This is a genomic window from Achromobacter sp. D7-1, assembly GCF_059760445.1.
The window spans coordinates 16,794-41,408 of record NZ_JCBAMT010000022.1; the positions used below are offsets into that span (position 1 = coordinate 16,794).

General features: G+C 63.0%; 19 protein-coding genes and 1 pseudogene. 7 read left to right on the forward strand and 13 right to left on the reverse strand.

Annotated elements, in window-relative coordinates; genetic code table 11:
* Positions 1-86 precede the first annotated feature (86 nt).
* A complete protein-coding gene (locus AC6LKD_RS12070) occupies positions 87-2,711 on the reverse strand; it encodes a DNA topoisomerase III (protein ID WP_498116325.1) in 2,625 nt (874 codons plus the stop codon).
* Positions 2,712-2,773: 62 nt separating this feature from the next.
* On the opposite strand from AC6LKD_RS12070, the gene AC6LKD_RS12075 reads away from it, so the two are divergent.
* On the forward strand, positions 2,774-5,404 hold the full coding sequence (locus tag AC6LKD_RS12075; protein WP_498116326.1) for a GDYXXLXY domain-containing protein: 2,631 nt from the start codon (positions 2,774-2,776) through the stop codon (positions 5,402-5,404).
* On the opposite strand, the gene gluQRS is transcribed toward AC6LKD_RS12075, so the two are convergent.
* The 4 genes from gluQRS to AC6LKD_RS12095 form a co-directional block, all read right to left on the reverse strand.
* Positions 5,391-6,287 (reverse strand): tRNA glutamyl-Q(34) synthetase GluQRS, encoded by an 897-nt coding sequence (gene gluQRS, locus AC6LKD_RS12080; RefSeq protein WP_498116327.1) that lies wholly within the window; start codon positions 6,285-6,287, stop codon positions 5,391-5,393. The two genes, AC6LKD_RS12075 and gluQRS, sit on opposite strands and share 14 nt — an antisense overlap.
* A 66-nt stretch (positions 6,288-6,353) precedes the next feature.
* Entirely contained in the window at positions 6,354-6,812 is a 459-nt protein-coding gene (locus AC6LKD_RS12085) for a Smg family protein (RefSeq protein WP_042795808.1), read from the reverse strand.
* Positions 6,813-7,051: 239 nt separating this feature from the next.
* Positions 7,052-9,076, reverse strand: coding sequence for a TRAP transporter permease (locus AC6LKD_RS12090; protein WP_498116328.1), 2,025 nt, complete (start codon positions 9,074-9,076; stop codon positions 7,052-7,054).
* Positions 9,077-9,298: 222 nt separating this feature from the next.
* The gene (locus AC6LKD_RS12095) at positions 9,299-10,261 is read right to left on the reverse strand and encodes a TAXI family TRAP transporter solute-binding subunit (protein ID WP_498116329.1); all 963 of its coding nucleotides are present in this window, start codon (positions 10,259-10,261) and stop codon (positions 9,299-9,301) included.
* A gap of 252 nt (positions 10,262-10,513) precedes the next feature.
* Here AC6LKD_RS12095 and AC6LKD_RS12100 point away from each other — a divergent pair, with 252 nt between their 5' ends.
* Positions 10,514-11,653, forward strand: a complete 1,140-nt coding sequence (locus AC6LKD_RS12100; protein WP_498116331.1) for a DSD1 family PLP-dependent enzyme — start codon at positions 10,514-10,516, stop codon at positions 11,651-11,653.
* Positions 11,654-11,722: 69 nt separating this feature from the next.
* Here the strand turns inward: AC6LKD_RS12100 and AC6LKD_RS12105 are convergent, their stop codons facing one another.
* The 3 genes from AC6LKD_RS12105 to AC6LKD_RS12115 all read right to left on the reverse strand — a co-directional run bounded on the left by AC6LKD_RS12105 (position 11,723) and on the right by AC6LKD_RS12115 (position 13,789).
* The gene (locus AC6LKD_RS12105) at positions 11,723-11,851 is read right to left on the reverse strand and encodes an entericidin A/B family lipoprotein (protein ID WP_332015454.1); all 129 of its coding nucleotides are present in this window, start codon (positions 11,849-11,851) and stop codon (positions 11,723-11,725) included.
* A 56-nt stretch (positions 11,852-11,907) separates the two neighbouring features.
* Positions 11,908-12,093: a CsbD family protein gene (locus AC6LKD_RS12110; protein WP_207467078.1), complete on the reverse strand. Its 186-nt coding sequence runs from the start codon at positions 12,091-12,093 to the stop codon at positions 11,908-11,910.
* Positions 12,094-12,235: 142 nt separating this feature from the next.
* On the reverse strand, positions 12,236-13,789 hold the full coding sequence (locus AC6LKD_RS12115) for a helix-turn-helix transcriptional regulator (protein ID WP_498116332.1): 1,554 nt from the start codon (positions 13,787-13,789) through the stop codon (positions 12,236-12,238).
* 181 nt (positions 13,790-13,970) lie between these two features.
* Here AC6LKD_RS12115 and AC6LKD_RS12120 point away from each other — a divergent pair, with 181 nt between their 5' ends.
* On the forward strand, positions 13,971-14,222 hold the full coding sequence (locus AC6LKD_RS12120; RefSeq protein ID WP_207467074.1) for a hypothetical protein: 252 nt from the start codon (positions 13,971-13,973) through the stop codon (positions 14,220-14,222).
* A 93-nt stretch (positions 14,223-14,315) separates the two neighbouring features.
* Here the strand turns inward: AC6LKD_RS12120 and AC6LKD_RS12125 are convergent, their stop codons facing one another.
* Positions 14,316-15,281 carry a Bug family tripartite tricarboxylate transporter substrate binding protein gene (locus AC6LKD_RS12125; protein WP_498116333.1) on the reverse strand — a complete coding sequence of 322 codons (966 nt, stop codon included), beginning with the start codon at positions 15,279-15,281 and terminating at the stop codon, positions 14,316-14,318.
* 212 nt (positions 15,282-15,493) lie between these two features.
* On the opposite strand from AC6LKD_RS12125, the gene AC6LKD_RS12130 reads away from it, so the two are divergent.
* Positions 15,494-16,687: an acetylornithine transaminase gene (locus tag AC6LKD_RS12130; protein WP_498116334.1), complete on the forward strand. Its 1,194-nt coding sequence runs from the start codon at positions 15,494-15,496 to the stop codon at positions 16,685-16,687.
* Between the two features lie 75 nt (positions 16,688-16,762).
* Here AC6LKD_RS12130 and AC6LKD_RS12135 read toward each other — a convergent pair whose 3' ends face one another.
* On the reverse strand, positions 16,763-18,133 hold the full coding sequence (locus AC6LKD_RS12135) for a Fic family protein (RefSeq protein WP_498116335.1): 1,371 nt from the start codon (positions 18,131-18,133) through the stop codon (positions 16,763-16,765).
* A gap of 316 nt (positions 18,134-18,449) precedes the next feature.
* Between AC6LKD_RS12135 and AC6LKD_RS12140 the strand changes: the two genes are divergently transcribed.
* Complete coding sequence (locus AC6LKD_RS12140) at positions 18,450-19,328, forward strand: restriction endonuclease (RefSeq protein WP_498116337.1); 879 nt, start codon at positions 18,450-18,452, stop codon at positions 19,326-19,328.
* 82 nt (positions 19,329-19,410) lie between these two features.
* Positions 19,411-19,767, forward strand: coding sequence for a hypothetical protein (locus tag AC6LKD_RS12145; RefSeq protein WP_498116338.1), 357 nt, complete (start codon positions 19,411-19,413; stop codon positions 19,765-19,767).
* Positions 19,768-19,834: 67 nt separating this feature from the next.
* Here the strand turns inward: AC6LKD_RS12145 and AC6LKD_RS12150 are convergent, their stop codons facing one another.
* Both AC6LKD_RS12150 and AC6LKD_RS12155 read right to left on the reverse strand, forming a co-directional pair.
* Positions 19,835-20,986 (reverse strand): putative phage abortive infection protein, encoded by a 1,152-nt coding sequence (locus tag AC6LKD_RS12150; protein WP_498116339.1) that lies wholly within the window; start codon positions 20,984-20,986, stop codon positions 19,835-19,837.
* 204 nt (positions 20,987-21,190) lie between these two features.
* Entirely contained in the window at positions 21,191-21,835 is a 645-nt protein-coding gene (locus AC6LKD_RS12155) for a hypothetical protein (protein ID WP_498116340.1), read from the reverse strand.
* A 156-nt stretch (positions 21,836-21,991) separates the two neighbouring features.
* Between AC6LKD_RS12155 and AC6LKD_RS12160 the strand changes: the two are divergent.
* A pseudogene (locus AC6LKD_RS12160) lies at positions 21,992-22,681 on the forward strand (DNA adenine methylase); the annotation flags it as partial.
* Positions 22,682-23,204: 523 nt separating this feature from the next.
* Here AC6LKD_RS12160 and AC6LKD_RS12165 read toward each other — a convergent pair.
* Positions 23,205-24,533: a hypothetical protein gene (locus AC6LKD_RS12165; RefSeq protein ID WP_498116341.1), complete on the reverse strand. Its 1,329-nt coding sequence runs from the start codon at positions 24,531-24,533 to the stop codon at positions 23,205-23,207.
* Positions 24,534-24,615: the final 82 nt, after the last annotated feature.

A 24,615-nucleotide genomic window follows, 5' to 3' on the forward strand; every position in this document is an offset into this window, starting at 1 on the left:
ACTGGCGTCCAACAATGGAAAACGCCCGGTTGCCCGGGCGTTGTGCGCGATGGTCGGGTGGCGGCGCGCCAAGCGCCGCGCCCGTTTTACGCGGCGGTCTTTTTCGGCGCAGCCTTCTTCACCGCTTTCTTGACGGCCGTCTTCGTGGCCGTCTTGGTTGCGGTCTTCTTCACCGCGGCCTTCTTGGCCGGCGCCTTTTTCGCAGCGGTCTTGGTCGCGGTTTTGGCAGCCGTCTTGGCCGGCGCGCGGCCCGGCTTTTCAGGACGCGGCTCGAACTCGAAGCCGATCTTGCCGTCCGGCTGGCGGACGAGGAAGGCCTTGAACTTGCGGTTGGTGCGGCTGGAGACAAAGCCGTCGAGCAAATCGGTGCGGCCGTTGGTCAGCAGCTTTTCCATTTGCTCGCGCGAGATTTCCTGCTGCAGGATGACCTTACCCGAACGGAAATCGCAGCTCTTTTCGGGGCCGACGGATTTCTCGCAGACATAGCTCATGCCGTGCTCGAACACGCGCGACTGGCACTTGGGGCACGAACCCACCGGCGTGTGGCCGGAGAAGTCCACGGCTTCGCTGTCGTCTTCATCGTTCTGGCCGAAGTCGAACTCCAGCTTGAATTCATCGCTGATGCGCAGGATGGCGGCGAACGGCCGGCCCATCTTGCTGATGAAGCCTTGCAGCGGGCCGATCTCGCGCTTGGCCAGCAGCTCTTCGACTTCCGGCAGCTCGAAGGTGCGGCCGCCCGGGTGCTTGCCGATGGAGAAGTCGCAGGCAGTGCAGGCAAAGCGGCGATAGTTTTCCTTCACCACGGCGCCGCACTTCGGGCACGGCGTCTGCAGCGTGGCGTAGTCGCCCGGCACCGTGTCGCGCTCGTATTCCTTGGCGCGCTTGACGATGACCTGCGTCATCTGCGCGATCTCGCGCATGAAGGCCTCGCGGCCCAGGCCGCCCTGCTCGATCTGCTTGAGCTTGTGTTCCCATTCGCCGGTGAGTTCCGGCGAGGTCAATTCGGTCACGTCCAGGCCGGACAAGAGCGTCATCAGCTGGCGCGCCTTGGCGGTGGGCACCAGGTCGCGGCCTTCGCGGCGCAGGTAGACCTCGTTGAGCAGGCCTTCGATGATGGCGGCGCGCGTGGCCGGCGTGCCCAGGCCGCGCTCGGACATGGCTTCGCGCAGTTCCTCGTCGTCCACCAGCTTGCCGGCGCCTTCCATGGCCGACAGCAGCGTGCCTTCGTTGAAGCGCGCCGGCGGCTTGGTGGTGAGACCCACGGCCTCGACGTCCTCGGTGCGCACGGTCTCGCCGTCCGCCACGGGCACCAGGTTGGCATCTTCGCCCTGGGCTTCCTTGCCGTAGACGGCCAGCCATCCCGGGCTGACCAGTACCTTGCCGTCGGTGCGGAAGCGGTGCCCCTGCACTTCGGTCATGCGAGTGGTGACGCGGTATTCCGCGGCGGGGAAGAACACCGCCAGGAAGCGCTTGAGCACCAGGTCGTACAGCTTGGCCTCGGCCTCGCTCAGATCGTGCGGGATCTGCAGCGTGGGGATGATGGCAAAGTGGTCCGACACCTTCTTGTTGTCGAAGATGCGGCGGTTCGGCTTGACCCATTGATTGCCGACCACGGTTTCCGCGTGGCGCGACAGGCCGCCCACGGCGTTGGAACCGCCCTTGGCCAGCGCGCGCATGGTTTCCTGCACCGTGGCGATGTAGTCCTCGGGCAGGTAGCGCGAATCGGTACGCGGGTAGGTCAGCGCCTTGTGGCGTTCGTACAGGGTCTGGGCCAGCGCCAGCGTGGTCTTGGCCGAAAAGCCGAAGCGGCCGTTGGCTTCGCGCTGCAGCGAGGTCAGGTCATACAGGGCCGGCGACATCTGGGTCGACGGCTTGGATTCTTCCGTGACGTTGCCGGGTTGTTCGCGGCAGGCGGCCACCACGCTTTGCGCGGCGGCTTCCGACCACAGGCGCGATTCGCGCTTTTCCGGGTCGCGGTCGTCTTTCTTGAACTGCGGGTCGATCCAGCGGCCTTCGTAGAGGCCGGCGGCCGCCACGAAGGTGGCGCGCACTTCCCAGTAGTCGCGCGGCACGAAGCGGCGGATGCGCTCCTCGCGCTCGGCCACGATGGCCAGCGTGGGCGTCTGCACCCGGCCGACCGGAGTCTTGAAGAAGCCGCCGTCCTTGCTGTTGAAGGCGGTCATGGCGCGCGTGCCGTTGATGCCCACCAGCCAGTCGGCCTCGGCGCGCGAACGGGCGGCGGCTTCCAGCGGCTTGAGCTGGGAGTCGTCGCGCAGGTTAGCGAAGGCTTCGCGGATGGCGGCCTGGGTCATCGACTGCAGCCAGAGGCGCTGGATCGGCTTCTTCACGCCCGCGTACTGAATGATGTAGCGGAAGATCAGTTCGCCCTCGCGCCCGGCGTCACAGGCGTTGATGATGGCGTCGACGTCCTTGCGCTTGGCCAGGCGGACCAGCAGCTTAAGCCGTTCGGCGGACTTCTTGTCGGTGGGGCCCAGTTCGAACTCGGGCGGAATCACGGGCAGGTGCGTGAAGCTCCACTTCCCCTTGACCGGATCGTTGGGCGCGACCAAGCTGAGCAAATGCCCGATACTCGATGCGAGGACGTAACGTTCGCTTTCAAAATAGTCGCCCTCCCGCGCGAAGCCTCCCAAGGCGCGTGATATATCAAGGGCCACCGAGGGCTTCTCGGCAATAATCAGCGTTTTATTCATGTGTATCCAGTGGCGGCAGTCCCGCCGTAGTAGCGCGGATAATAAGATCGGAGATTCGCCAGATGCAAGTCGGCACTGAAAGACAAGCGGGATCCGAACTACACGCTTGGCGTCAATTTCTGGCGCGCAGCACCCTCTGGCTAGGTGTTTTGTTGCTGGGAAGCGCCGCAGTTTGCTGGGTCGCCGCCAACTGGCAGGACATGACAAAAGTGCAGCGCTTCGCCGGCGTCCAGGGGTTGCTGGCGGTTTGTGCGCTGGCCGCCGCCTGGGCCGGATTGCGCCTGCGGGCCAGTCCCGGCGTGCGCCGCACCATACCGGGCGCCCTGCTCGCCCTGGCCGGCATTCTGCTTGGCGCGCTGCTCGCTTTACTAGGCCAAACTTACCAGACTGGCGCCGACACCTGGGAATTGTTCGCCTGGTGGGCGCTTTTGCTGCTGCCCTGGGCGCTGGCCGCCGGCAGCCAGGCCGTCTGGCTGCTGTGGGCGCTGGTGCTGAATGTCGCCATGGCCTTGTGGCTGGGCGAGCGGGTGTTCTCCTGGATGCTGATATTCGGCGGCCCGGGCGTGCCCGGTCTGATGATGGCCGGCTTGAACCTGCTGCTGCTGCTGGGCTGGGAGCTGGCTGCCCGCCGCTGGCGCGCCAGCACCCTGGTCGGTCCGCGGGTCCTGGCCGCCCTGGCGATCAGCGTGCTGGTGCTGACCCAGATGCTTGGCGACTTCCTGGGCCGCGGCCTGGGCCTCTATAACGGCATCGCCTGGGTCGCGGTGACCCTGGGCCTGGGCTTCTATTATCAGAAGGGCCGGCGCGACCTGATCATCCTGGCCATGCTGGCCGCCGGCGTCATCTGCGTGTCGCTGCGGGTGGCGGGCGAATGGCTGCTGCGCCTGGAGCCCGGCGTCTGGGCGGCCTTGCCGCTGGCGGCGCTGCTGATGGCCGAGGCCGTCTGGGCCGCGCGCTGGCTGCGCCGGCTGGCCGGCGATCCCCAGGCCGCGGTGGCCGTAGCTGCGGACGCCGAGCCGGCCGCAGCCTCGGCAGGCAATTCGGTGGACCCGGCCGAAACCGGCGCGCCGGTTGCGCAACTGGCGGCGGCTCCGGCTCCCCAGGTGGATCCGCCCTGGTATGTGCAGTGCCTGCTGGGCCTGAGCGCCTGGCTGGCGACGCTGCTGCTGCTGGTGTTCGCCGCCTTCTCGGGCTTCATCACGTCTGAAAGCGGCGCGCTGGTGGTCGGGCTGGTGCTGTGCGCCGCCGGCGTGGCGGTGCTGCGCAGCGATGCGGGTCCGTTCTGGCGCCAGTGCGGCACGGCCATGGCCTTTGCTGGGCAAATTTTGATCATCTTCGGGCTATCCAGCTCGACCTCGTTCGCCAGCGCCTGCGTATTCGTGCTGCTGATGGCGGCCACGGTCTACGCGGTGGGTCCCGACGTCATCCTGCGCTTCCTGAGCGGCCTGCTGATAGCGGCAGCAGGGGCGGGCTTGATCTGGCGCGGCCTGTCGCCCGACCTGGGCGGCGAAGACCTGCTGGACGCCTGGCTGGGCTTCGACGTCATGCGCGCCACCTTCGTCTGGCTGCCCATCGCCGTGACCGGCGCCTGGGCCACCGCCGTTATTTTCAGCGTCAGCCATCGTCTGGGCGGCAAGCGCGCCCATGCGTTGCAGCCACTGGCCTGGGCCTTCCTGCTGTCGGTGCAAGGCATGGTGTGGCTGGCGGGCGGCCTCTCCGCCCAGCAGCTGCCCGCCATGTGGCAGCTCAATCCGCATACGGCGGTGCTGGTTATCGCAGGCGCGCTGCTGCCCGTGGCGGCTGCCTTTGCGGTGCTGTGGCCCCGCCGCCACGTGCTGACAGCGGGCGTCACTTGGGGCGTCCCGATAGCCCTGTTGATCCTGGCACTGTTCTGGCTGCCCAGTCCCGGCGTGGGTTTCGCGCTGGCCTGGCTGCTGCTGGGCTTCGGCTTGAACCAGTCGCGCCTGGTCGTGTTCGGCGTGATCAGCCTGCTGGCCTACCTGGGCGTCTATTACTACCAGTTGGACGTGCCGCTGCTGCAAAAAGCCTTGTGGCTGGGCGGCGCTGCCCTGCTGCTGTTCGTGCTGCGTGCCCTGGTGTGGCTGGTGCCGCGCCTGATGCGCACGCTGCCGCCCAGCCGCCGCGTTCCCCTGCCGCCGGTCTCGGCGCCCTTGCGTTGGCGCACGCTGGCCATTCTGGGCGGCCTGGCGCTGGTGCTGGTGGTTGCCAACGGCGGCATCTGGCAGCGCGAAAAGCTGCTGGCGTCCGGCAAAGTGGTCATCCTGGAACTGGCCCCGGTGGATCCGCGTTCGCTGATGCAGGGCGACTACATGGCGCTGAACTTCGCGGCCAGCCGGGAAGTCACGCGCCTGCGGCTGGGCGGCGAGCGTCCGGAGGCCGAGGACTCCATCATGGGCTACGAGCCGGACGGCTATGTGATGCTGCAGACCGACGCGCGCGGCGTGGGCCAGCCGCTACGCATCCAGCCCGACACGCATCCGCATACGGACGGGGAAGTGCCGTTGCGCTATCGCATCCGCGACAACAGCGTGCGCATCGTGACCAACGCCTATTTCTTCCCGGAAGGGCAGGCCGAGCGCTATCAGGTCGCCAAGTACGGCGAACTGCGCGTGGCGGATAACGGCGAGGCGCTGCTCGTGCGGATGCTGGATCAGGACCTCAAGCCGCTGTAAAGGCGGGCAGCGGGAAGCGCCGCGCCCATTGCGCGGTGGCTTCCCGCAGGAAATGCCCGCGGTCCGTGGTGTCGATGGGGCCGAAGCCCAGGGCGCGCCAGGCGGCCATCAGCGCCGCCAGGGGCGCGCCGGTGTCGATGGGTGGGGCGCCGTTCTGCTTGGACAGTTTCAGGCCGCTGGCGGGGTCCAGGATCAGCGGCACGTGCAGGTAACGCACCGGCGGCAGCCCCAGCAGCCGGCCCAACACGCGCTGGCGCGCCGTGGAACTCAGCAGGTCCGCGCCGCGCACCACGTCGGTCACGCCTTGCGCGGCGTCGTCCACCACCACCGCCAACTGGTAGGCCCATAGGCCGTCAGCCCGCCGCAGAGCGATGTCGCCCACGGCCTGCGCCACGTCCTGTTCCTGAGGTCCCAGCCAGCGGTCCACGAAATGTTCCACGCCTTCCGGCATGATCACGCGCCAGGCGCGGGCCACGCGGCCTTCTGGCAGGCCATGGCGGCAGGTGCCGGGATACGGACGCTCGCCATCGGCGCCGGGTGCGGTCTGGCCGCGCAACGCCGAATCGGCGATTTCGCGCCGGGTGCAGCCGCAGCCGTAGATCAGGCCGCGCGCGGCCAGGGCGTCGAAGGCGGCCTGATAGGCGTCGTTGCGGCGCGATTGCCACATGATGTCGCCATCCCAGGTCAGGCCTAGCGCATCCAGCTGTCCCATGATGACCTCGGCCGCGCCCGGCACCGTGCGCGGCGTGTCCACGTCTTCGATGCGCAGCAGCCAGCGTCCGTTCTGGGCGCGCGCGTCCAGCCAGCTGGCCAGCGCGGCCACCAGCGAACCCGCATGCAGCGGGCCGCTGGGACTCGGGGCGAAGCGGCCGACGTAATTCACGATGGGATGCCCGCGCGGCCTTGCGCGCGGGGTGGGGGCAACGGCATCAAGCGAGGCGGATGCCGGTCAATGCAGCAGGCGCGTGCCGTCCTCGTCCAGCAGCTCTTCCAGGACCAGATTGTCGATCTCGGCTTCCTGGCTCCAGAGAACCATGAGGGCGATGATCTTGATCTTGGACAGCGGCACGGGCGTTTCCGGCGAAGCCAGGCCCCGGTCGATGACGATTTCGCGCAGCGGCGCGGGCAGCACGCCGGCCGATTCCAGGAAGGCGATGAAGCCGATGGATTCGGTGCCGAGCTGCTGGTATTCGTTGTCGGTGTAGATCCGGGTACCGGTAGCGGGGGCCTGGGCGAGATCGACGCAACGTTCGGTGGTTTCGGCCAGGCCGTAGAGCCAGCCGAGGGCGTCGTCGATGTCTTCGTGCTCGAAACCGGCGGCGGCAAGCCGCTTTGCGAGCACGTCGGCCGCAGGACAGGCTTGCGGCGTGTAGTAATTCTCGTACAGATAAACCAGGATATCGAACATATGGCGCAGTTTTGTGCCTGTGTGCACAGTCGGCCCGGAGATCGGCAGACCAGCAAACATGAATTTTACTTTACGCTGATTTAAATAGCCCGGCAACCGGCGGGAAGGTGGAATGTTGTATGGCGTCACCTTGCGACAACACGCGCACATTTTCAGCCTAAATGCTGCCAATATTCATGATTCGGAGCAAAAAGGGGCGGACCTCATAGATCCGCCCCTTTTTGTTTTCACGTCGCTGGTCAGGCCGCCTTGGGGGCGTTTTCCAGCTTGAGCTGCGCCAGCTGGCGCATGAATACCGGGATGCAGATCGCCAGCCCGATCAGGCCGCTGGTCAGGCCCGGCAGGATCGTCAGCAGGGCGCCGATGGTGCATAGCCAGCGCTCCCAGCTCTTCATGCCCACCAGCATGTAACGCGAGAAAGCCGCCGACAGCAGCACCAGGCCGACCATGCAGCCGAACAGCGTCACGAAGAAGTCGTACCAGGTGAAGCCCTGCACCGAGATCAGCAGTGACGGCGAAAACACGAACACGAAGGGCACGATGAGCTTGGTGATGCCCAGCCTGAAGGCTGTGTTGCCGGTCTTGAATGGATCGCTGCCCGCCATGCCGGCCGCCGCATAGGCCGCTAGCGCCACGGGTGGCGTGATGTCCGCCAGGATGCCGAAATAGAACACGAAGAAGTGCGCCGCGATGGGCTGCACGCCCAGCTGCACCAGCGTGGGCGCGGCCACCGCCACCATGATCAGGTAGTTCGCCGTGGTGGGAATGCCGCAGCCCATCAGGATGCAGACCAGGCCGGTCATGATGAGCGCGGCGACCAGCGTGAGCGTCTGGGTATTGGCGATGGCATCGGGGATGACGGTTGCCGCGCCGCCGGCGATAGCCTGGGCCGCCGAGATCACGATGTACGAGATCTTGAAGCCCACGCCCGTCAGCGTGACCACGCCGATCACGATACCCACGGTGCCCGCCGCGGCGCCCACCGCCAGCGCGTACTTGGCGCCGGTCTCGAAGGCCTCGTACAGGTCGCGCAGGCGCAGCCGTTGGAACGGATTCAGCAGGCCCACAATGATGCAGCCGGTAATGCCCGCGAAGGCCGCCAGGTACGGCGTGCGGCCGCTGGCCAGCACGCCGATCAGCAGGACCAGCGGGATCAGCGTCGGCCAGCGCATCTTGAACGACTGCTTGAGCTTGGGCATTTCTGCTTCGGTCAGCCCGCGCAGGCCCTCGCGCTTGGCCTCGAAGTGCACCTGCATGAACATGCCGAAGAAGTACAGGAAGGCCGGGAAAATGCCCGCGATCGCGATCTGCTGGTACGGAATGCCCAGGAATTCGATCATCAGGAACGCCGCCGCGCCCATGATGGGCGGCGTGATTTGCCCACCCGTGCTGCTGGCGGCCTCCACGCCGGCGGCGAAGTGCCGCGGGTAGCCGATGCGGATCATGGCCGGGATGGTCAGCGAACCCACCGTCACCGCATTGGCGACCGAGGAGCCCGACAGCATGCCGAACATGGCCGAGCCGAATACCGACACCTTGGCCGGCCCGCCGGCATAGCGCCCGGCGATGGTGGAAGCGACGTCCAGGAACAGCTGGCCCAGGCCGATACGGGTGGCCAGCACGCCGAACAGTACGAAGTGGAACACATAGGTCGCCACCACGCCCACCGCCACGCCGTACACGCCCTGGCTGGTCAGGTACATGTGGTTGACGATCTGGGGCCAGGTGTTGCCCGCATGTTGCAGCAACCCGGGGAAATACGGACCGAACATGGCGTAGGCCATGAACACCAGCGCGATGATGGGCAGCGGCCAGCCCATGGCGCGCCGCGTGGCTTCCAAGAGGCCGATCAGCAGGATCGAGCCCATGAACACGTCTATGGGCAGGGGATTGCCCACGCGGAAGGCCAGGTCCTCGAAGATGTAAGGGATATACAGCACCGACAGGGCCAGTGCGACCGCGATGATCCAGTCATACAGCGGAATGCCGCCGGGCGCGTACCAGGTGGACTTGGGCTCGCGCGTGTAGTGCGATTTGGAAAAACCGAAAACCAGGAAGATCAGGCTGAGCACGAAAGCCAGATGCACCCCGCGGTGCGTGGCTTCGCGCAGCAGGCCGAAGCCGGCCGTGTAGTAGTGGAAGATGGAGAGCGTTACCAGCAGGCCAGAGACGATCCAGGTCGCCGTCTTGTCCAGCGGCCGGAAGCGGATTTCCGAATCGTACTTCTCCGCCAGCTGCTGGGTTTTTTCGTGATCAATTTCCATCGCAGTAATTCTCAGGATGATTCAGCAAGCAGGGCCGCTCGTGGCGGCCCTACTCAAGCGCGGCGCGTTGCTCCGCGGACATGCACTTCTATCCCTTCGCTTCCTGGCCACCCGGCACGCTAGCCGCATGACCCCGACGCCACCGATCAGGGCCGCGTGGATCCGGCTCCGCCGGTCCACTGCGGCGCCCCTGGGGGAAGCGCCGAAGGCGCTCGGGGGGGCCTACTTCAGCAGCCCGATTTCCTTGTAGAACTTTTCAGCGCCCGGGTGGAACGGAATGCCGGCGCCCTTGACCGCGTTGTCGCGGGTGATGAGCTTGCCCTTGGCGTGGCCGTTGTCCAGGGTCTTGCGGGTGGCGTCGCTGTACAGCGCCTTGGTGACGTCGTACACCACCTGCTCCGGCAGCTTGGCCGAGGTGACCATCTGGGCGTTGACCGAAATCGTCTTCACTTCACCCACGTTCTGGTAGGTGTTGGCGGCAATGGTGTCGGGCGTGAAGAATTCCTGCTTGGCGCGCAACGCGTCGATCTCCGGGCCAACCAAGGGCACGATCTCGATGCCGGCGCCGCTGGACGCCAGTTCCGCGATGGCGCCTGCGGGGGCGCCGCCCACGAAGAAGAAGGCATCCAGCCCGCCATCCTTGAGCTTGTCGCCGGCTTGGTTGGGCTTCAGGTATTCGGCCTTGATGTCCTTGTCGGTCATGCCGTAGGCGCCCAGGATCAGGCGCACGTCCACCAGGGTGCCGGAACCCGGCTCGTCCATCGACACGCGCTTGCCTTTCAGGTCGGCCACGCTCTTGATGCCTGAGCCCTTGCGTGCCACCAGGTGGATGCTCTCCGGGTACAGGGTGGCGATCAGGCGTAGGTCTTGCGCCTTGGGCTTGCCTTCGAAGGTGCCGGTGCCGCTGTAGGCCCAGAAAGCGACGTCGGATTGCGTGAAGCCCGCTTCAAAGGAGCCGCCCAGGATGCCGTTGATGTTGGCAACCGACCCATTGGAGGCGACCGCCGTGGCGACCAGCTTGCCCGGTTGGGACACCGCGTTGGCGATGATGCCGCCGATGGGATAGTAGGTACCGGCCGTGCCGCCCGTGCCGATGCGGAAGAATTGTTGCGCTTGCGCGGTGCCAGCGGCGCCGACGGCGGCGGCCGCGATGGTCAGGGCGGTGATCCAGGTCTTGAGTTTCATGCGAGCTTCTCCGAATTCTTGCTGACGGGTATCAATAATGTGATTTCTGCCGATGGGCGAATTCCCCCGGCAAAAACGTGCCTCCCCTCGGGGGCTTCTTTATGATGAAATTCTGTCATGCCCGTCCCCTGTAGCCAATGATTACAGGGCTATGGTTTTCCAGGGGGTCGCATCGCCCAAGGTTATGGGCGGTCCCGCTTTGGTTATGGTTTGCGCTTACATCCCTGCAGTGCTGATAACGGAGTTTCCAAGATGTCCCAGGAAGTCATACGCGGCATTGCGCTGCCCCCCGCCGCCCAGCCGGGCGATCCCCTTGCCCGCGTCGACACGCCCAGCCTGGCGCTGGACCTGACCGCTTTCGAAGCCAATCTGCGCGCCATGCAGGCCTGGGCCGATCGCCACGAAGTGGCCCTGCGGCCGCACGCCAAGGCCCATAAATGCCCGCAGATCGCGCTGCGCCAACTGGCCCTGGGCGCGCGCGGCATCTGTTGCCAGAAGGTCAGCGAGGCCCTGCCCTTCGTGGCCGCTGGCATCCATGACATCCACATCAGCAATGAAGTGGTCGGCGCGGCCAAGATGGCGCTGCTGGGCCAGCTGGCGCGCGCGGCCAAGATCAGCGTGTGCGTGGATAACGCCCAGAACCTGGCGCAACTTTCCGCCGCCATGGTCCAGGCTGGCGCCGAGATCGACGTGCTGGTGGAAGTGGATGTGGGCCAGGGCCGCTGCGGCGTGTCCGACGACGCGACTGTCTTGGCGTTGGCGCAGCAGGCGCGCGCGCTGCCGGGCCTGAACTTCGCGGGCCTGCAGGCCTATCACGGCTCGGTGCAGCACTACCGCACGCGCGAAGAGCGCGCCACCGTCTCCCGCCAGGCCGCGCGCATCGCCGCGTCCTATGCGCAGCTGCTGCGCGAAAGCGGCATCGCCTGCGACACCATCACCGGCGGCGGCACCGGCAGCGTGGAGTTCGACGCCGCCAGCGGGGTCTACACCGAATTGCAGGCGGGCTCTTATGCCTTCATGGATGGCGACTACGGCGCCAATGAATGGGACGGCCCGCTCAATTTCCAGAACAGCCTGTTCCTGCTGTCCACCGTGATGAGCACGCCCACCCCGGAGCGCGTGGTGTTGGACGCCGGCCTGAAATCGGCTTCCGCCGAATGCGGCCCGCCCGCGGTCTATGGCGAGTCCGGCCTGACCTGCATTGCCATCAACGACGAGCACAGCGTGGTGCGGGTCGAACCCGGCGCCACGGCGCCCGCGCTGGGCAGCGTGCTGCGCCTGGTGCCTGCGCATGTGGACCCGACCTTCAACCTGCACGACGGCCTGGTGGTGTTCAAAGACGGGGTGGTGCAGGACATCTGGGAAATTTCCGCGCGCGGCTTCTCGCGCTGAATCAGGACGCCCGAACGCAAAATGGCCGGCGCGCCATCAAGCGCCAGCCGAGCACGGGTTCCTGCAGGCCTACTGGGCCTTTTGCTGGATCTTTTCCCCGCCGCGTTCGATGTCTTTGCCGGCGCCTTCCATGGTGTTGCAGCCGGCCGTGATGGCGGTTATTGCAAGCATCAGCACAAGCCAGATTCGATGCGTCATTTTTTTCTCCTTTCGGCGTTCATGAGCGTAGCGGGTCATGCCGAAGGGCAGCCGCGCTATTTCTTGTTCAGCAAGTCGCGTGCCTGATCCTTGGCTTCGCCTACATTGCGTTGCACCTTGCCCACGGTTTTCTCCGCCTTGCCCTCGGCTTCCGTCTGGCGGTTGCCTGTCAGCTTGCCGGCCGTTTCCTTGATCGAGCCTTTGACTTCCTTGGCTGCGCCCTTGATGCGGTCGTTATCCATGTTGTCGCTCCTAATTCCAGGTTGCGTGAAACCGCGCCGGAGGACCCCGTTCGGGCCCAGACTCCAGCGGCGGACGAACCCACTATAGGAAGCGCATGGCGCGCGCGTAAGAAGCGCGCGCATCAGATCGGCTGGTACTTTTCTACCGAATCTTGTGGACTCGTTTGTCGGCTTGCTTGCCAGGCTGCTTGTCTGGTTGCTTTTGCGCCTGCTTGCGCGCCGGTTTTTCATAGCCCACGATGCCGCGCTGCCGCGCCCAGATGATGGCGGCGCTGCGCCGGTGCACGTCCAGCTTGCTGTACAGCGCCGCCACGTGATTGCGCACCGTGTTGCGCGACAGATGCAGGGTGGCCGCGATCTCCGGGTCCGTGTGGCCCTGGCACATCAGGCCCAGGATCTCGCGTTCGCGCGGCGTCAGATCGGCCAGTTCGCTCTGCCCCTGCGGCGTACCCTGGGGCGTGCGGATTTGCGCCAGCTTCTCGATGACGGTGCGGCTGAACCACGAGGTGTCCTGCATCACCGTCTCGATCGCCTCCATCAGTTCCACCTCGTTGCGCTTGCGTTCGGTGATGTCCTGGATCGCCGCCAGCACGCAGGGCTGGTCCTGGATGGATACCGGCGCGGCCGACACCAGGCAGTCCAGCAGCGCGCCCTCACGCGTGCGCAGCGCCATTTCCTGGCTGCGCACGCTGGCGCCTTGCTCCAGCGAGGCCATGGCGCGGTCATAGGCTTGCGGGTCGGTCCACAACTGCGCCAGCGCGTCCTCGTCGCGCGCCAGCGTCTTGGCGTCATAGCCCGTCGTGGCAACGAAGGCATCGTTGACCTCCAGCAGCTCGCCCGTCGTGCTGCTGAGCGTCATGGGTACCGGCGCCAGCCGGAACGCCGTGGCGAAGCGTTGTTCGCTATCGCGCAGCGCCGTCTCGGCCTTGCGGCGCGGCTCCAGATCGTTGAAGGTGAACAGCATGCAAGGCTGTTCCGCGACCTCGATGGGCTGGCCCGCCACGATGACGAGCTTGGTGCCGCCGCCCTGCACCGTGATGATGGTTTCCGTCTGCGGAATGGTGGTTCCTTCCGCCAGCCGGTGCAGCGCATCCTCGCGTTGCGGCGTGTCGCCCAGGACGTCCAGCTGGCGCAACGTCTTGCCCAGCACTTCCTCGCGCTTGTAGCCGGTCATCGCCAAAAATCCTTCATTGACCTTGATGTGGCGCAGGTCCGCCAGCGAGCAGATCACGGCCGGCGCGGGATTGGCGTTGAAGGTTCTTTCGAAGCGCTCTTCCGCGTTGTAGCGCTCGGTCACGTCCAGCAGCACCAGCACCATGCCTTCCGCCACGCCCTGCGTATCGCGCAGCTCCAGATTGCGCACCTGATGCATGCGGCTGAACGCCGGATCGCGCCGGCTGGTCACTTCCACCACCACGTCCTTGTAGGCCTCGCCCGCCAGCGCGCGGTCCAGCGGATACTGCGCCGCGCGTAGCGCGCGATGGTTGCGATAGTGCAGCGTAAACGCCTTGCGGTAGCCGGCGGCGGTGCCGCCCAACGCGGCCAGATCCGTCACGCCGTGCATGGCCAGCGCCGTGTCGTTGGCCCAGACGATGCGGCGGTCCTGGTCCAGCAGGATGATGCCTTCGATCAGGCCGTCGATGATTTCCAGCAGATGGCGGCGTTCCGTCGTGAACGCCGTGGCGGTCTTCTTCATCCTGACTCCTCGGTGCGCAAAACCGGGCCGCTGGCGCGCGGCCGCAAGATAGGAAGAAAGTACTAGATAAAGTCGTCCCGCGTGATCTGGGCGTGCGCGGACCAGGCTTCTATCGTGGTCCTGCACCGATACGCGTGCTGCTTCGCGTGAAACGCTTTGCGTGAATCTTCAGGAGATATCCATGAACACGAACCAGAAGCCCGGCGATCCCTCCAACCAACCCGGCATCGATCCGTCCCAGCGTCCCGGCCAAGAACCCGGCGGCGCGCCGGAGAAGCAGGCGCCCGGCCAGGTGCCGGGCCAGCCCGGTCCCGATGACGTCGACCCGGGTCGCATGCCGCCGGAAGTGCCCGGCAATCCGGGGCAGCCTGCGGAAAAGCCCAGGCAACCCGGCGAACCCGGACGGCCGGGTCAGCCGGGTGATCCGGCCTAAGCCGGCCCACCCATAGCTTCAACTCTGTCCATCATGCAAACCGCCCCGGCGATGCGGGGCGGTTTGCTGTGGGCATGGCGTCTTGCGCGTCCGTCAGTCGACCTGCGCGCCCGACTGCTTCACCGCCTCGCCCCACTTCTTCACTTCGCCGGCAATGAAGGCGCCGGTCGCATCAGGCGTCAGCGGCATCGGCTCCGCGCCGCGGTCGCGGAAGAACTTCTGCATGTCCGGCGAATTCAGCACCTGGCCGATCTGCTTACTCAGATAGCCCGTCACCTCGGCCGGCGTATCACGCGGCGCCAGCACCGCCGCCCAGCCGATGGCCTCGAAACCCGGATAACCCGATTCCGCCACCGTCGGCACGTCCGGCAGCTGCGGCAGGCGCTTGGCCGTCGTCACCGCCAGCGCCACCGCCTTCTTGCTCTGCACATGCGGCAGGCCGGCAGTCACCGAGTCCACCATCAACGGCACCTGATGCCCTAGGAAATCCGCCTGCGCCGGGCCGCTGCCCTTGTACGGGATGTGGCGGATGTCGATTTTCGCCGCCGCCTTGAACATCTCGGCCGACAAATGCTGCGTGCCGCCAATGCCCGCGCTGGCATAAGCCAACTCGCCAGGATTGGCGCGCGCCTGCGTCACCAGCTGCTTGAGCGAGGTAATGCCCGAAGCCGGCGTCGCCAGGAACATCAGCGGCACCGAGAACACCCCCGACACCGGCGCAAAATCCTTGGTCAGGCTGTAATTGATGGTCTTGTACAGCGTCTGGTTCACCGCCGCGGCAGAGCCCGCGATCACCAGCGTGTAGCCGTCCGGCGTCGCGCGCGCCGCCTGCTCCATCCCGATATTGCTGCCCGCGCCCGCGCGGTTCTCCACCACGATGGGCTGCTTGACGGCCGCGCCCAGCTTTTCGGCCAGCGCGCGCGCAAAGATATCGGTCGCCTGCCCGGGCGGGAACGGCACGATCAGGCGGATGGGGCGCTCGGGAAAATCGGCATGAGCGGTGGTCGCGGCCGTCGCCAGCGCCAGGCCGGCGGCAAGACTGGAAAGAATACGTTTCATGATTGGTCAGTAAAAAGCGACAAAGGGCTGCGCGCAGGGGCGCGCCTGTTGCATAAAATGTAGCTCCCGCGCTGGCGGCCCTTTTGAGGCGGCCCCGGGCGGATCGGCAGGGGGTGTGTCACGATAGCATCCCCCCGTCGGTGCTAAATTCGCCTATTGGCATCGTCCAATTACTTTCTCACCCCCTGTTCTCTCATTCCGCAGGAACCGCCATGGAATTCAGCCAGTTCAAGACCAACGCCCTCATGGAGATCACCTCCCGCCCGGACCTCGTGTTCGTGCGCGGCCAGGGATCCTGGCTGGAGGATCACGCGGGCAAGCGATACCTGGACTTCGTCCAGGGCTGGGCCGTCAACACCCTGGGCCACAGCGCCCCGGAAATGCAGAAGGCCCTGCTGGACCAGTCCAAGCTGCTGATGAACCCCTCGCCGGCGTTCTACAACCTGCCCTCCATCGAGCTGGCCGAGCGCCTCACCGGCGCCTCGGTCTTCGACCGAGTCTTCTTCGCCAACAGCGGCGGCGAAGCCAACGAAGGCGCCATCAAGCTCGCCCGTAAATGGGGCCAGGTGCACAAGAAAGGCGCCTACAAGATCATCACCATGAACCACGGCTTCCACGGCCGCACGCTGGCCACCATGTCCGCGTCCGGCAAGCCGGGCTGGGACAAGATGTTCGCCCCGCAGGTCGAAGGCTTCCCCAAGGCCGAAATCAACGACCTGGAGTCGGTGCGCAAGCTGATCGACGACCAAACCGTCGCCATCATGCTCGAACCCGTGCAAGGCGAAGCCGGCGTCGTCCCCGCCAGCAAGGAATTCATGCAAGGCCTGCGCAAGCTGGCCGACGAGCACAAGCTGCTGTTCATCGTTGATGAAGTGCAGACGGGCATGGGGCGTACGGGCACCATGTTCGCCTACCAGCAATCCGACGTCGTGCCGGACATCATGACGCTGGCCAAGGGCATCGGCGGCGGCGTGCCGCTGGCTGCGCTGCTGGCTCGTCAGGAAGTGTGCGTGTTCTCGCATGGGGACCAGGGCGGCACGTACAACGGCAATCCGCTGATGGCTGCTGTTGGCGTTGCTGTGTTCGACGCCCTGGCTGCGCCGGGCTTCATGGAATCCGTCAACGCCCGCGCCAAGCAATTGTCCGAAGGCCTGCTGGCCCTGTCGGCCAAGTACGGCATGAAGGGCGAGCGCGGCATGGGCTTGCTGCGCGCACTGGTCATGGACCGCGACGACGGCCCCGCCATCGTCGAAGCCGCGCGCAATCTGACGCCTAACGGTCTGCTGCTGAATGCGCCGCGTGGAAATCTGCTGCGCTTCATGCCGGCCTTGAATGTGACGGCTGAGGAAATCGACACGATGCTGACGCAGTTGGATGGGCTGATTGCGCAGGTGCGCAAGGCGTAATCGAAGCGATACGTTAAGCAGTGACGACAAGGGCCGCGTTCGCGGCCCTTGTACTTTTTGGCGGGCGAGATTCCGCTACTGCGGCCGTCCCGCCTCGACCCACTCCTGCACCAGTTCCATCGGCAAGCGAAATCGCGCGCAGTTGTACAGATCCAGCACGAGCAGCTCTTCCACCAACATCGACCGGAACGCATGCACATCGTCCTCCGACAAGGCCAGGGCCGCCACCGCTGCGTCGGCGGTTTGCCGCGCTCGCACCACGCGGCTGATCGCCTCGTTCAGCTTTTCTCGGAATCTCAGGCGAACGGGATCCGGCACACCTGCCGCATCGAGCTGAATGGCGTATTTGCGGATCGAGCGCCGATAGGACCAGGTGAACAGATCCACCGCCAGCGCCACGTCGCCGCGTTCGTAGATGCCCATCATGGCGTAGGCATAGTCTTGCGCCTCCACATCCAGGAAGGACAGCGGCGAGGAGTTGTAGAGCATCAACGGAATGTTGGCCGACAAGCGGCTGGTGCGCTTGTTGCCGTCCTCGAAGGGGTGCGGATAGGCAAGGTTCACCCAGAGAAAGAATGCCGCTTCCACGGGGTTCTTGATCAGCCGCGCCTTCTCCAGGATGTGATCGAAAATATCCTGCAGTAGCGCAGGTGCCTGGATGGGCAGGTAAGTCGCGCCGCTGATGTTGACCACGGTCCGACGGATATGACCCAAGCCTTTGGTGTTGGGCAACAGGTGCTGCATCAGGATCGCGTGGAGGTTGCCGATGATTGCGGACGTCAGGCCGTGCATGGGCACCGCATCGATCATGAACTCGATGGCGGCCTTGTGGTTGAGCAGCATGATCGCGTCCAGATCAGTGGCTGCCGCGCCGCGCTTGAAGAGCTCTTGCGCGGCCAGCAGCGAGTACCGATTGCCTTCCAGCCGCGAAGACGACCAGGACAGGTCCAGCAACAGCGGTTCCAGCACGCGGCGCGCGTATGTGCCGGCAGGCTGCTGACCCTGCATGCGGCCTTCGTCGGCCAAGGCCTGGGCCAGGGTGGGAGGCAGAAGGGAACTGTGATTTGGAACATAGTCGTCCACGAAGCTGCGCTGATAGCCCACCGGTGCGCGCGATGCTAGCGGTTGCTGGAGGTGGGCGAGCAGTGCCAGCCCATGTTCGGACCAGATCATTTCGTTGGTATCGGGCGCCGGTTCCGCCAGCCGGGTGGCGATATTGGTCGCGGCATATGCCCAAGCGGGCGCCTGGTCCGCGACTCGGTAGCGTGTGGCCCGGCCCCTTCCCTCGCGTAGCACCAAGCCGGCTTTGAGCAGGACGTCTGGCTGGCGTTTCACGGTGGACCAACTGGTATCGATACTGGCGGCCAGCTCACTGGAACTCAGCCACGGGCGGGCTTCCCGCTGTCGGGTATGGAGTATCTGGAGTATGTCTTCGCGGACGGGCATCGCGTGCTCGTGGCAGGTCGAATCAGCTCAATTTAGTAGTAATCAGCTCATTGAATAGGCTGGTTCTGAGCTTAAATGAGCTCAAATGGTCTGATTTTGAGCTGATTGGAGATCCAACCATCCGGGAGAAGGCGGCTGTACCAACGTCTTCCGGCCGTGCGCGACCGCATGGGCGCGCCCGGCACGACGTTCGTCTGACTGTCGCGATAGCGCGACGCGATTTAGCCGTGGCGGTTGGAAAAATATGGTGCCAGGCTGCAATTTCTCTGGGTAAATTGTAGTCTGACACCATATTTTCTCGAGATGTCGAAAAGCTATGTGGCATCACCTGGCAACTACACAGGCCGCCGAAATTCTCTTTCCCCGGCCAGAATGCATATTCTGTAATGCGGATATGCTCTCCTGCCCGGTTGATAATTTGTGGGACTTGAACGAAGACGCGATTCGAAAAGAGCATGATCTGCAAGTTAGGCAGAACGCAATCTATGTGGATGGCTCTTTTTTATTGCATCGCCCCATTATGTCGGTACCTGAAGTCGTCGGGACGGCTTTTCATTGCTGCCCTGTTTGCGGATGGTGGTGCGTTATCCGGGAGCTTCAATATGAGACGCCTGCTAAGGGGTATTCTGCGTACCAGTGGGCTGCCGGAGCGCTCACTTCAGTGTTGCCATTGCCAATTGATAGCCCGGTTGAGGAGCTAAGGAGCAATCTTTGTGCCAGATACAGCGACCGCTTTTCAATAGAGCCATATCAATTTGAAAAAATCGTGACGAGCATCTTGAAGTCTTACAGGCTCGATGTGCAAATAACGAGTCGCTCGAACGACGGTGGGTTGGACGTAATCGGAATCGACGGGTCGGGCGAAGCGTTTGGGGTCCAAGTGAAGCGTTATCGTGGTGTCATCGAAATTGAGCAGCTACGTTCTTTCGTTGGTGCGCTGGTTTTGCATGGTCTTCCGCAGGGAATGTTTGTGACGACGTCGGGCTTCACTGCCGGGGCAAAGTCAGTATGTCAAAAAGCGGAGTTGCAAGGAATTAAGCTGAGTCTAATTGATTCGGAGAGGTTGCTTGAAATGTTAAAAATTGCACAAATAAAGGATTTTGACAAAGAGCAATTGCCGGATCTTGCCGATAGCCATTCTAAGAAAATCAAGGCTCTCAATTACGGATACTCTCATCACCTCGGGTCTTTGTAGACATCTTTCCATAATTTGCAAATATGGTGTCAGACTGCAATTTCATTGGTTAAACCGTAGTCTGACACTATTATTGCAGGCCGTGTTTACCGTGAAAGTGCTGGAGCGCACGCTGGGCGACAACATCGGCTTTCACATCCTGCAGGCGCAGTACGGCACGGGCGAGGAGGGCGCCGTCAGCGCGCGGCGAGTGTCGGAATGGCTGAACCCGGAAGCGCCGGCCGACAGCCGGGAGCGCGAGCTGGTGGACCTGCTGGTCACCAACATCTTGCGCGGCCGGCCGAGGATCCGAGACCTGTCGGACCGCTTCGACTTGCCGAAGTCCAACATCGGTCGGCTGGCGTCGGCATACCGGGTCTTGGTAGGGGGGGCGCGCCGCGCGGCGTTGAAGCGCCTGGACGTGCAGATGGGGGACGCGGGGATCATTGGTGATTTGTAGAAAGCCCAGTTCGCGTTGAGAGAAAAATAATCTATGCCTCCCAAATAAACCCGGTTTCTACGCGCGTTTAGGTGTGGGGGGGAGTGAGCGGCTGTGGCTGCGTTTGCTGGCCGCTCCAGCGAAATGCAGAAGCCTCTAGCCGCTTTTCGACCATGAGCACTCGTCTCGCCAGTTTCTGAACCGGGTGATTTTGCTTACTCATCAGCGCGAAGAGTCCATAACGGTTGGTAAGGTAGAGCTCCTTCCGAAAATCTTCAGTTAATAGGTGGAAATGCCACGCTACTACTTCTCCTCGCGTCAACTGCGCTCGAATCGCAGCACTGTAAGAATATTCGTCATCCTCGGATAAAAATGTCTGCCGGTCTATCCATCGGAAGAGTTGCATCTGTTGAGATAAGAGACTGCGGATTTGTGTATCCCGCAGAAGGAAGTCATGCCAGTGGCGTATGAGACAAGATTTGACGCCTTCTACCGCTTCGGGGGACTCGCGAGCCTCCCTCAATGACCCGGGGATATCGAGGCCTTTGTCCGTTATTTCTTTTTCTGCAGGGTCAAAAAAATGCTCAAACAGTAAATGTTCTAATGCCGGAGGACCTTGGAAATTCGTGGACTCTTTCGTCGCAGTAACCAAGGTTAGATTTGTTCGATAAGCTGCATTCATTGTGAAAAGACTCTGTTCAAACGCAGCTTTTGCTTGAATTTCAAGCATTTGCAGTGTTCGCGCGTCTGCCGCTGCTGCAGCCCGTTCCTGGAGTGCTGCAGATTGAGCTTGAATGCGTAATGTGTCGCGTTGCAACTCTAGCATCTCCAAGTTTCGGGCGTCCGCGGCGCGCATCGCCTCCTCCTGTAGCGTCAGCGAAGATGTCTGCGTTTGGAGCGTGTTGACCAAGAGATAGACGGTTATTAGGCCGACCAGCGGGTTTAACCAGCCGCCCAAGAAGTCGCCAGACTGGCCGAGGGTCTCCACATCAACAGTCTTCGTGCCAACAAGAAGTGCTCCTGTGACAAAAAGGCCGCCACCGGCGAGTACGAGAAGTCGTAGTCCGCGGGTTGCAGAATTCCATAGCGATAGAGCGCGCTCAGTCAGCGACTGGTACCTTGAACGTACATATTCCCTTGCGCTGACTAGCGTGGCTTGATGGAAGTGTAGTAGCAGATTCAATATGCCAACCGCGACTGGAATGAGTCCTGCGATCAAAACACTGAGGTGAATCGACATAGCAAATCTTGATGGATGAAATTGATTGTTATAACTCGTTTCGATGTGTTGTGCATTCGCCGAGGAATGCTAATGACGCGGTTAGACCGCTTGACAATGTGGGACAAGGTGAGCAGAATTCGCCCAGGCTCGTAGCAAATGCGACCTGATGAAACGCCCCGGCCAAAACCGGGGCGTTTTGCATTCCAAGTTCTTCGATTGAACCTAGGTAGGAGAATGTTGCGGGATTGACTTCACTGCAATTGCAAGAACGATCATCGACCAACCTGCGAACAGCCACCACCAGGCCAAGCGCATAGAGAAAAGCGAGTCAAATTTTCGCAATTTGGGATTCGGTGAGACCAATCCCACTTCAACTTGGTCGTCTACTTCGCTACCAATGGCGGCTTGGGCGCAAGTACTTGCTTGCATGAAGTAGGTATGGCTCAGTTGGAACTGGCTCAGCGCGCAAAGCGCGACTACTAGAAACAGTATGCCGACGGAAAAATAGAGCAAAGTTGCGTTGAATCCCGCTGTCGCTAGTAGTGTTGCGCTTGCTGCAATCCCCAGCCCTCCGGCCGTGCCTATCGCCCTGGACATCGAGGCGCGTGCTTCCAGATAGCGCCTGGAATCTTGATACCAAATGTCCAAGGCCTGGGCAGCAGAGATTCTGACGATTTGGATTGAATCGTACCTACTAGCTTTGCGCGGATGCGTCCACAAGACCCAAATTATCGGCACGACGACCTGCACAGTCGCTAGTATGGTGAAAACTGTGTTGCTGGCCGCATGGAGATCGAGGTTACTCCAATCAAATTCCCTTAGGCCAGCGAACTCCAACACGCTTTCTTTCAGTGCGTTCCAGTCCATCGACGGCTGCTTGAATATTGCTGAGTTGAAAGAAGACGGCGACGGCCGAGCAGCTGTAACTGCGACCGACAGCCGACCCACGGTTATAGCCGCGAGCGACCCGAGGCCGTCCCACCTGTACAGGCGGGGGCAACGGTAACACATCCTCACGCAAACATGGCATCCCCAATCATTCCCTGGCTGGGCGGCAAGCGCCGCCTGGCCGATCGCATTTTTCCCTTTTTCCCTGTCCATGACTGCTACGTTGAACCGTTCGCGGGCGGGGCGGCGCTTTTCTTCCTGCGGCCGACGCCGGCCAAGGTCGAAGTACTGAACGACGTCAACGGCGAGCTGGTGAACCTGTACCGCGTGGTGCAGCACCACCTCGAGGAGTTCGTCCGACAGTTCAAATGGGCACTCTCCAGCCGCGACGTGTTCAAGTGGCTGCAGATCACCAGGCCAGAGACGTTGACCGATATCCAGCGCGCAGCCCGGTTCTACTACCTCCAGCAGAACGTCTTCGGCGGCAAGGTGGATGGGCAGACCTTCGGCACCGCCACCACGGCGCCGCCGGGCCTGAACCTCCTGCGCCTTGAGGAAAATCTGTCAATGGCGCATCTGCGTTTGGCGGGCGCCTACATCGAGAACCTGCCCTGGCAGAAGTGCCTGGATATGTACGACCGGCCGCACACGCTGTTCTACATGGATCCTCCCTATTGGGAGACCGAAGGCTACGGGGTCGGCTTCGGCTTCGAACAGTACGAGGACATGGCGGCGCGTATGCGCAAGCTGCAGGGCCGCGCCATCGTCAGCCTGAACGATCACCAGGACATTCGTCGGGCGTTCGATGGTTTCCACATCGAGGCCACAGGAGATCTTGACACCATATAAATCAAACGCTTAATCAAATTTGACTCATCCAATCTGGCCGCAATGGTTCATTGAACATGGCATTCTTTCCCAGAAAGATCATTTAACTTGGATGCTGAATCAGTCCATCACATTGGGAGGTCTCCGATCCCGGCCCCCACGCCTGCCCTACAACTGCGGTGAGCTAGACGCGCTTGACGAACGACGGCCATCGGCCATGAGCGGTCGACCGCCAACGGCGGCTTTGCAGCGAGTCAACTACTGTCTGATAAGGATGGCTATCTCCACAGGCCGCTGTGCATGGGCCACCTCTGCCGACCCACCACCATCTCCGCGAGGTTACCGCCCGCAGCATGGCAGCGCGAGGCCAGATCTGCGCAGAATGGGGGCCCTTGCAATCCGAGGCGTCGCTGCTTACGCTGGCCGGATCTGGCCGGGAATCCTTCCGAGGACTGGAGGTGGCCTCCGCTGCCAGTCAGTTTCCGAGCGGCGCTTGTCGCCCGTCAGCAAAACCACATCCTCATGATGGCGTGGTTTCACAGCCGAGCGCGTCAACCGATGCGTCGATGCGCTGGGAATACGCCTTGATCTCAGCTGGCGTTTGATAGCCATATTCGATGAACGAGAGCGCGTTCAGCAAAAGCTGGCCCGCGAGTCGGCTCAACTCTGCGACGTCGCGAACGTTCACGTGATTCCGTGAGGCTCGATGGACGGCTTGAGATCGCAAGGCGTACAACTTCGCGACCCGCTTCTTCAGACCCTGGTAATCGTCCACCTTGGCAAACCCATAGCCACCGTACACCAGGACTGACGCCACACCCACTGACAGCGAGCGCGTGATGCCTTCCTGGTCCGAGGAGAACAAGGCCTCGATGCAGCTCCAATACTTCACCAGTTGCATGACCTGCGTAGGGTCTCTATGCGCATCGGCGAACCAGTGGAAACCACGGGTAACCGCATCCTCAAGCGGGGTACGTTTTTCACTCTGGAAAATCCGCATGGCTGTCGTGATATAGCTGGCATCGACGAGTTGGTTACGCAGATTGGCATCGATGGGAAGCGGCGAGCCGCGCAACCCGCTGCTGTGAAGGGCAAAGTCCGAGCCGGCCTCTCCCCAGGAAAACCATGTGGCGCGTCCATCTGTATCGTGGCCGGTCATGTTGGGACTGATGAAGAGCTGGGTGGCCCCATTCGGAAGCATGGCCGCTGCGACTACGGCAATTAGACCTGCGACCAAGACGGACTGGGTCCGAATGCGCGACTCAGCAACTCGATGCGTTCCCAGCGCTGAACCGGTTAGCCACAGCTCCCAGTGCCTGTAGCTCTGGAGCTTACTCGGCACGTCAGTCCAGCTGTGGTCGACACCAGCCTGATTCAGGAAACTGATGGAAGGGCGGATGATCTTGTAAGGACCAAGTGCGAGCTCGTCGATACCCTTCAGCTCAAGCCCCACGAACGGAACAACAAAGGTCCGGGAGCGGATCTCAGGTGCCAACCTCGCGGATAACAATCCGAGCCACTCTTGGGCAGTCCCTGCCATGAGGTTTGCCGCAGACAACTCTGCAAAGGTCTTCTTGGAGGCATCCCAAAGGTCCGCGTAGTCAGCAAGGCCGCAGAACGAGTCTGCGTCGTGCACGGTTGATACAAGGATCTCAAGCTGCTCAAGCCCGGAGTCACTGAGCATCTTCATGCGGCCATCAGGAAGATGAAGTTCGTGCGTGATCGACACGCCCTTCAGATCCTCAACCGATCTGACGTCGATAAACGATTTATCCCCAACGAGGCGGGACAGCGCGCGCCTGATGGTTCGAGCCTGCTTGCGACTCAAGGAAAGTGGTGCTTCGATCATGTTACAAGCTTGGCATAGATAGCGGTTCAGCGCCAACGTCGACCGACCGCTTCCTGTCTTTAAGCCGATGGTTGCGACGCCC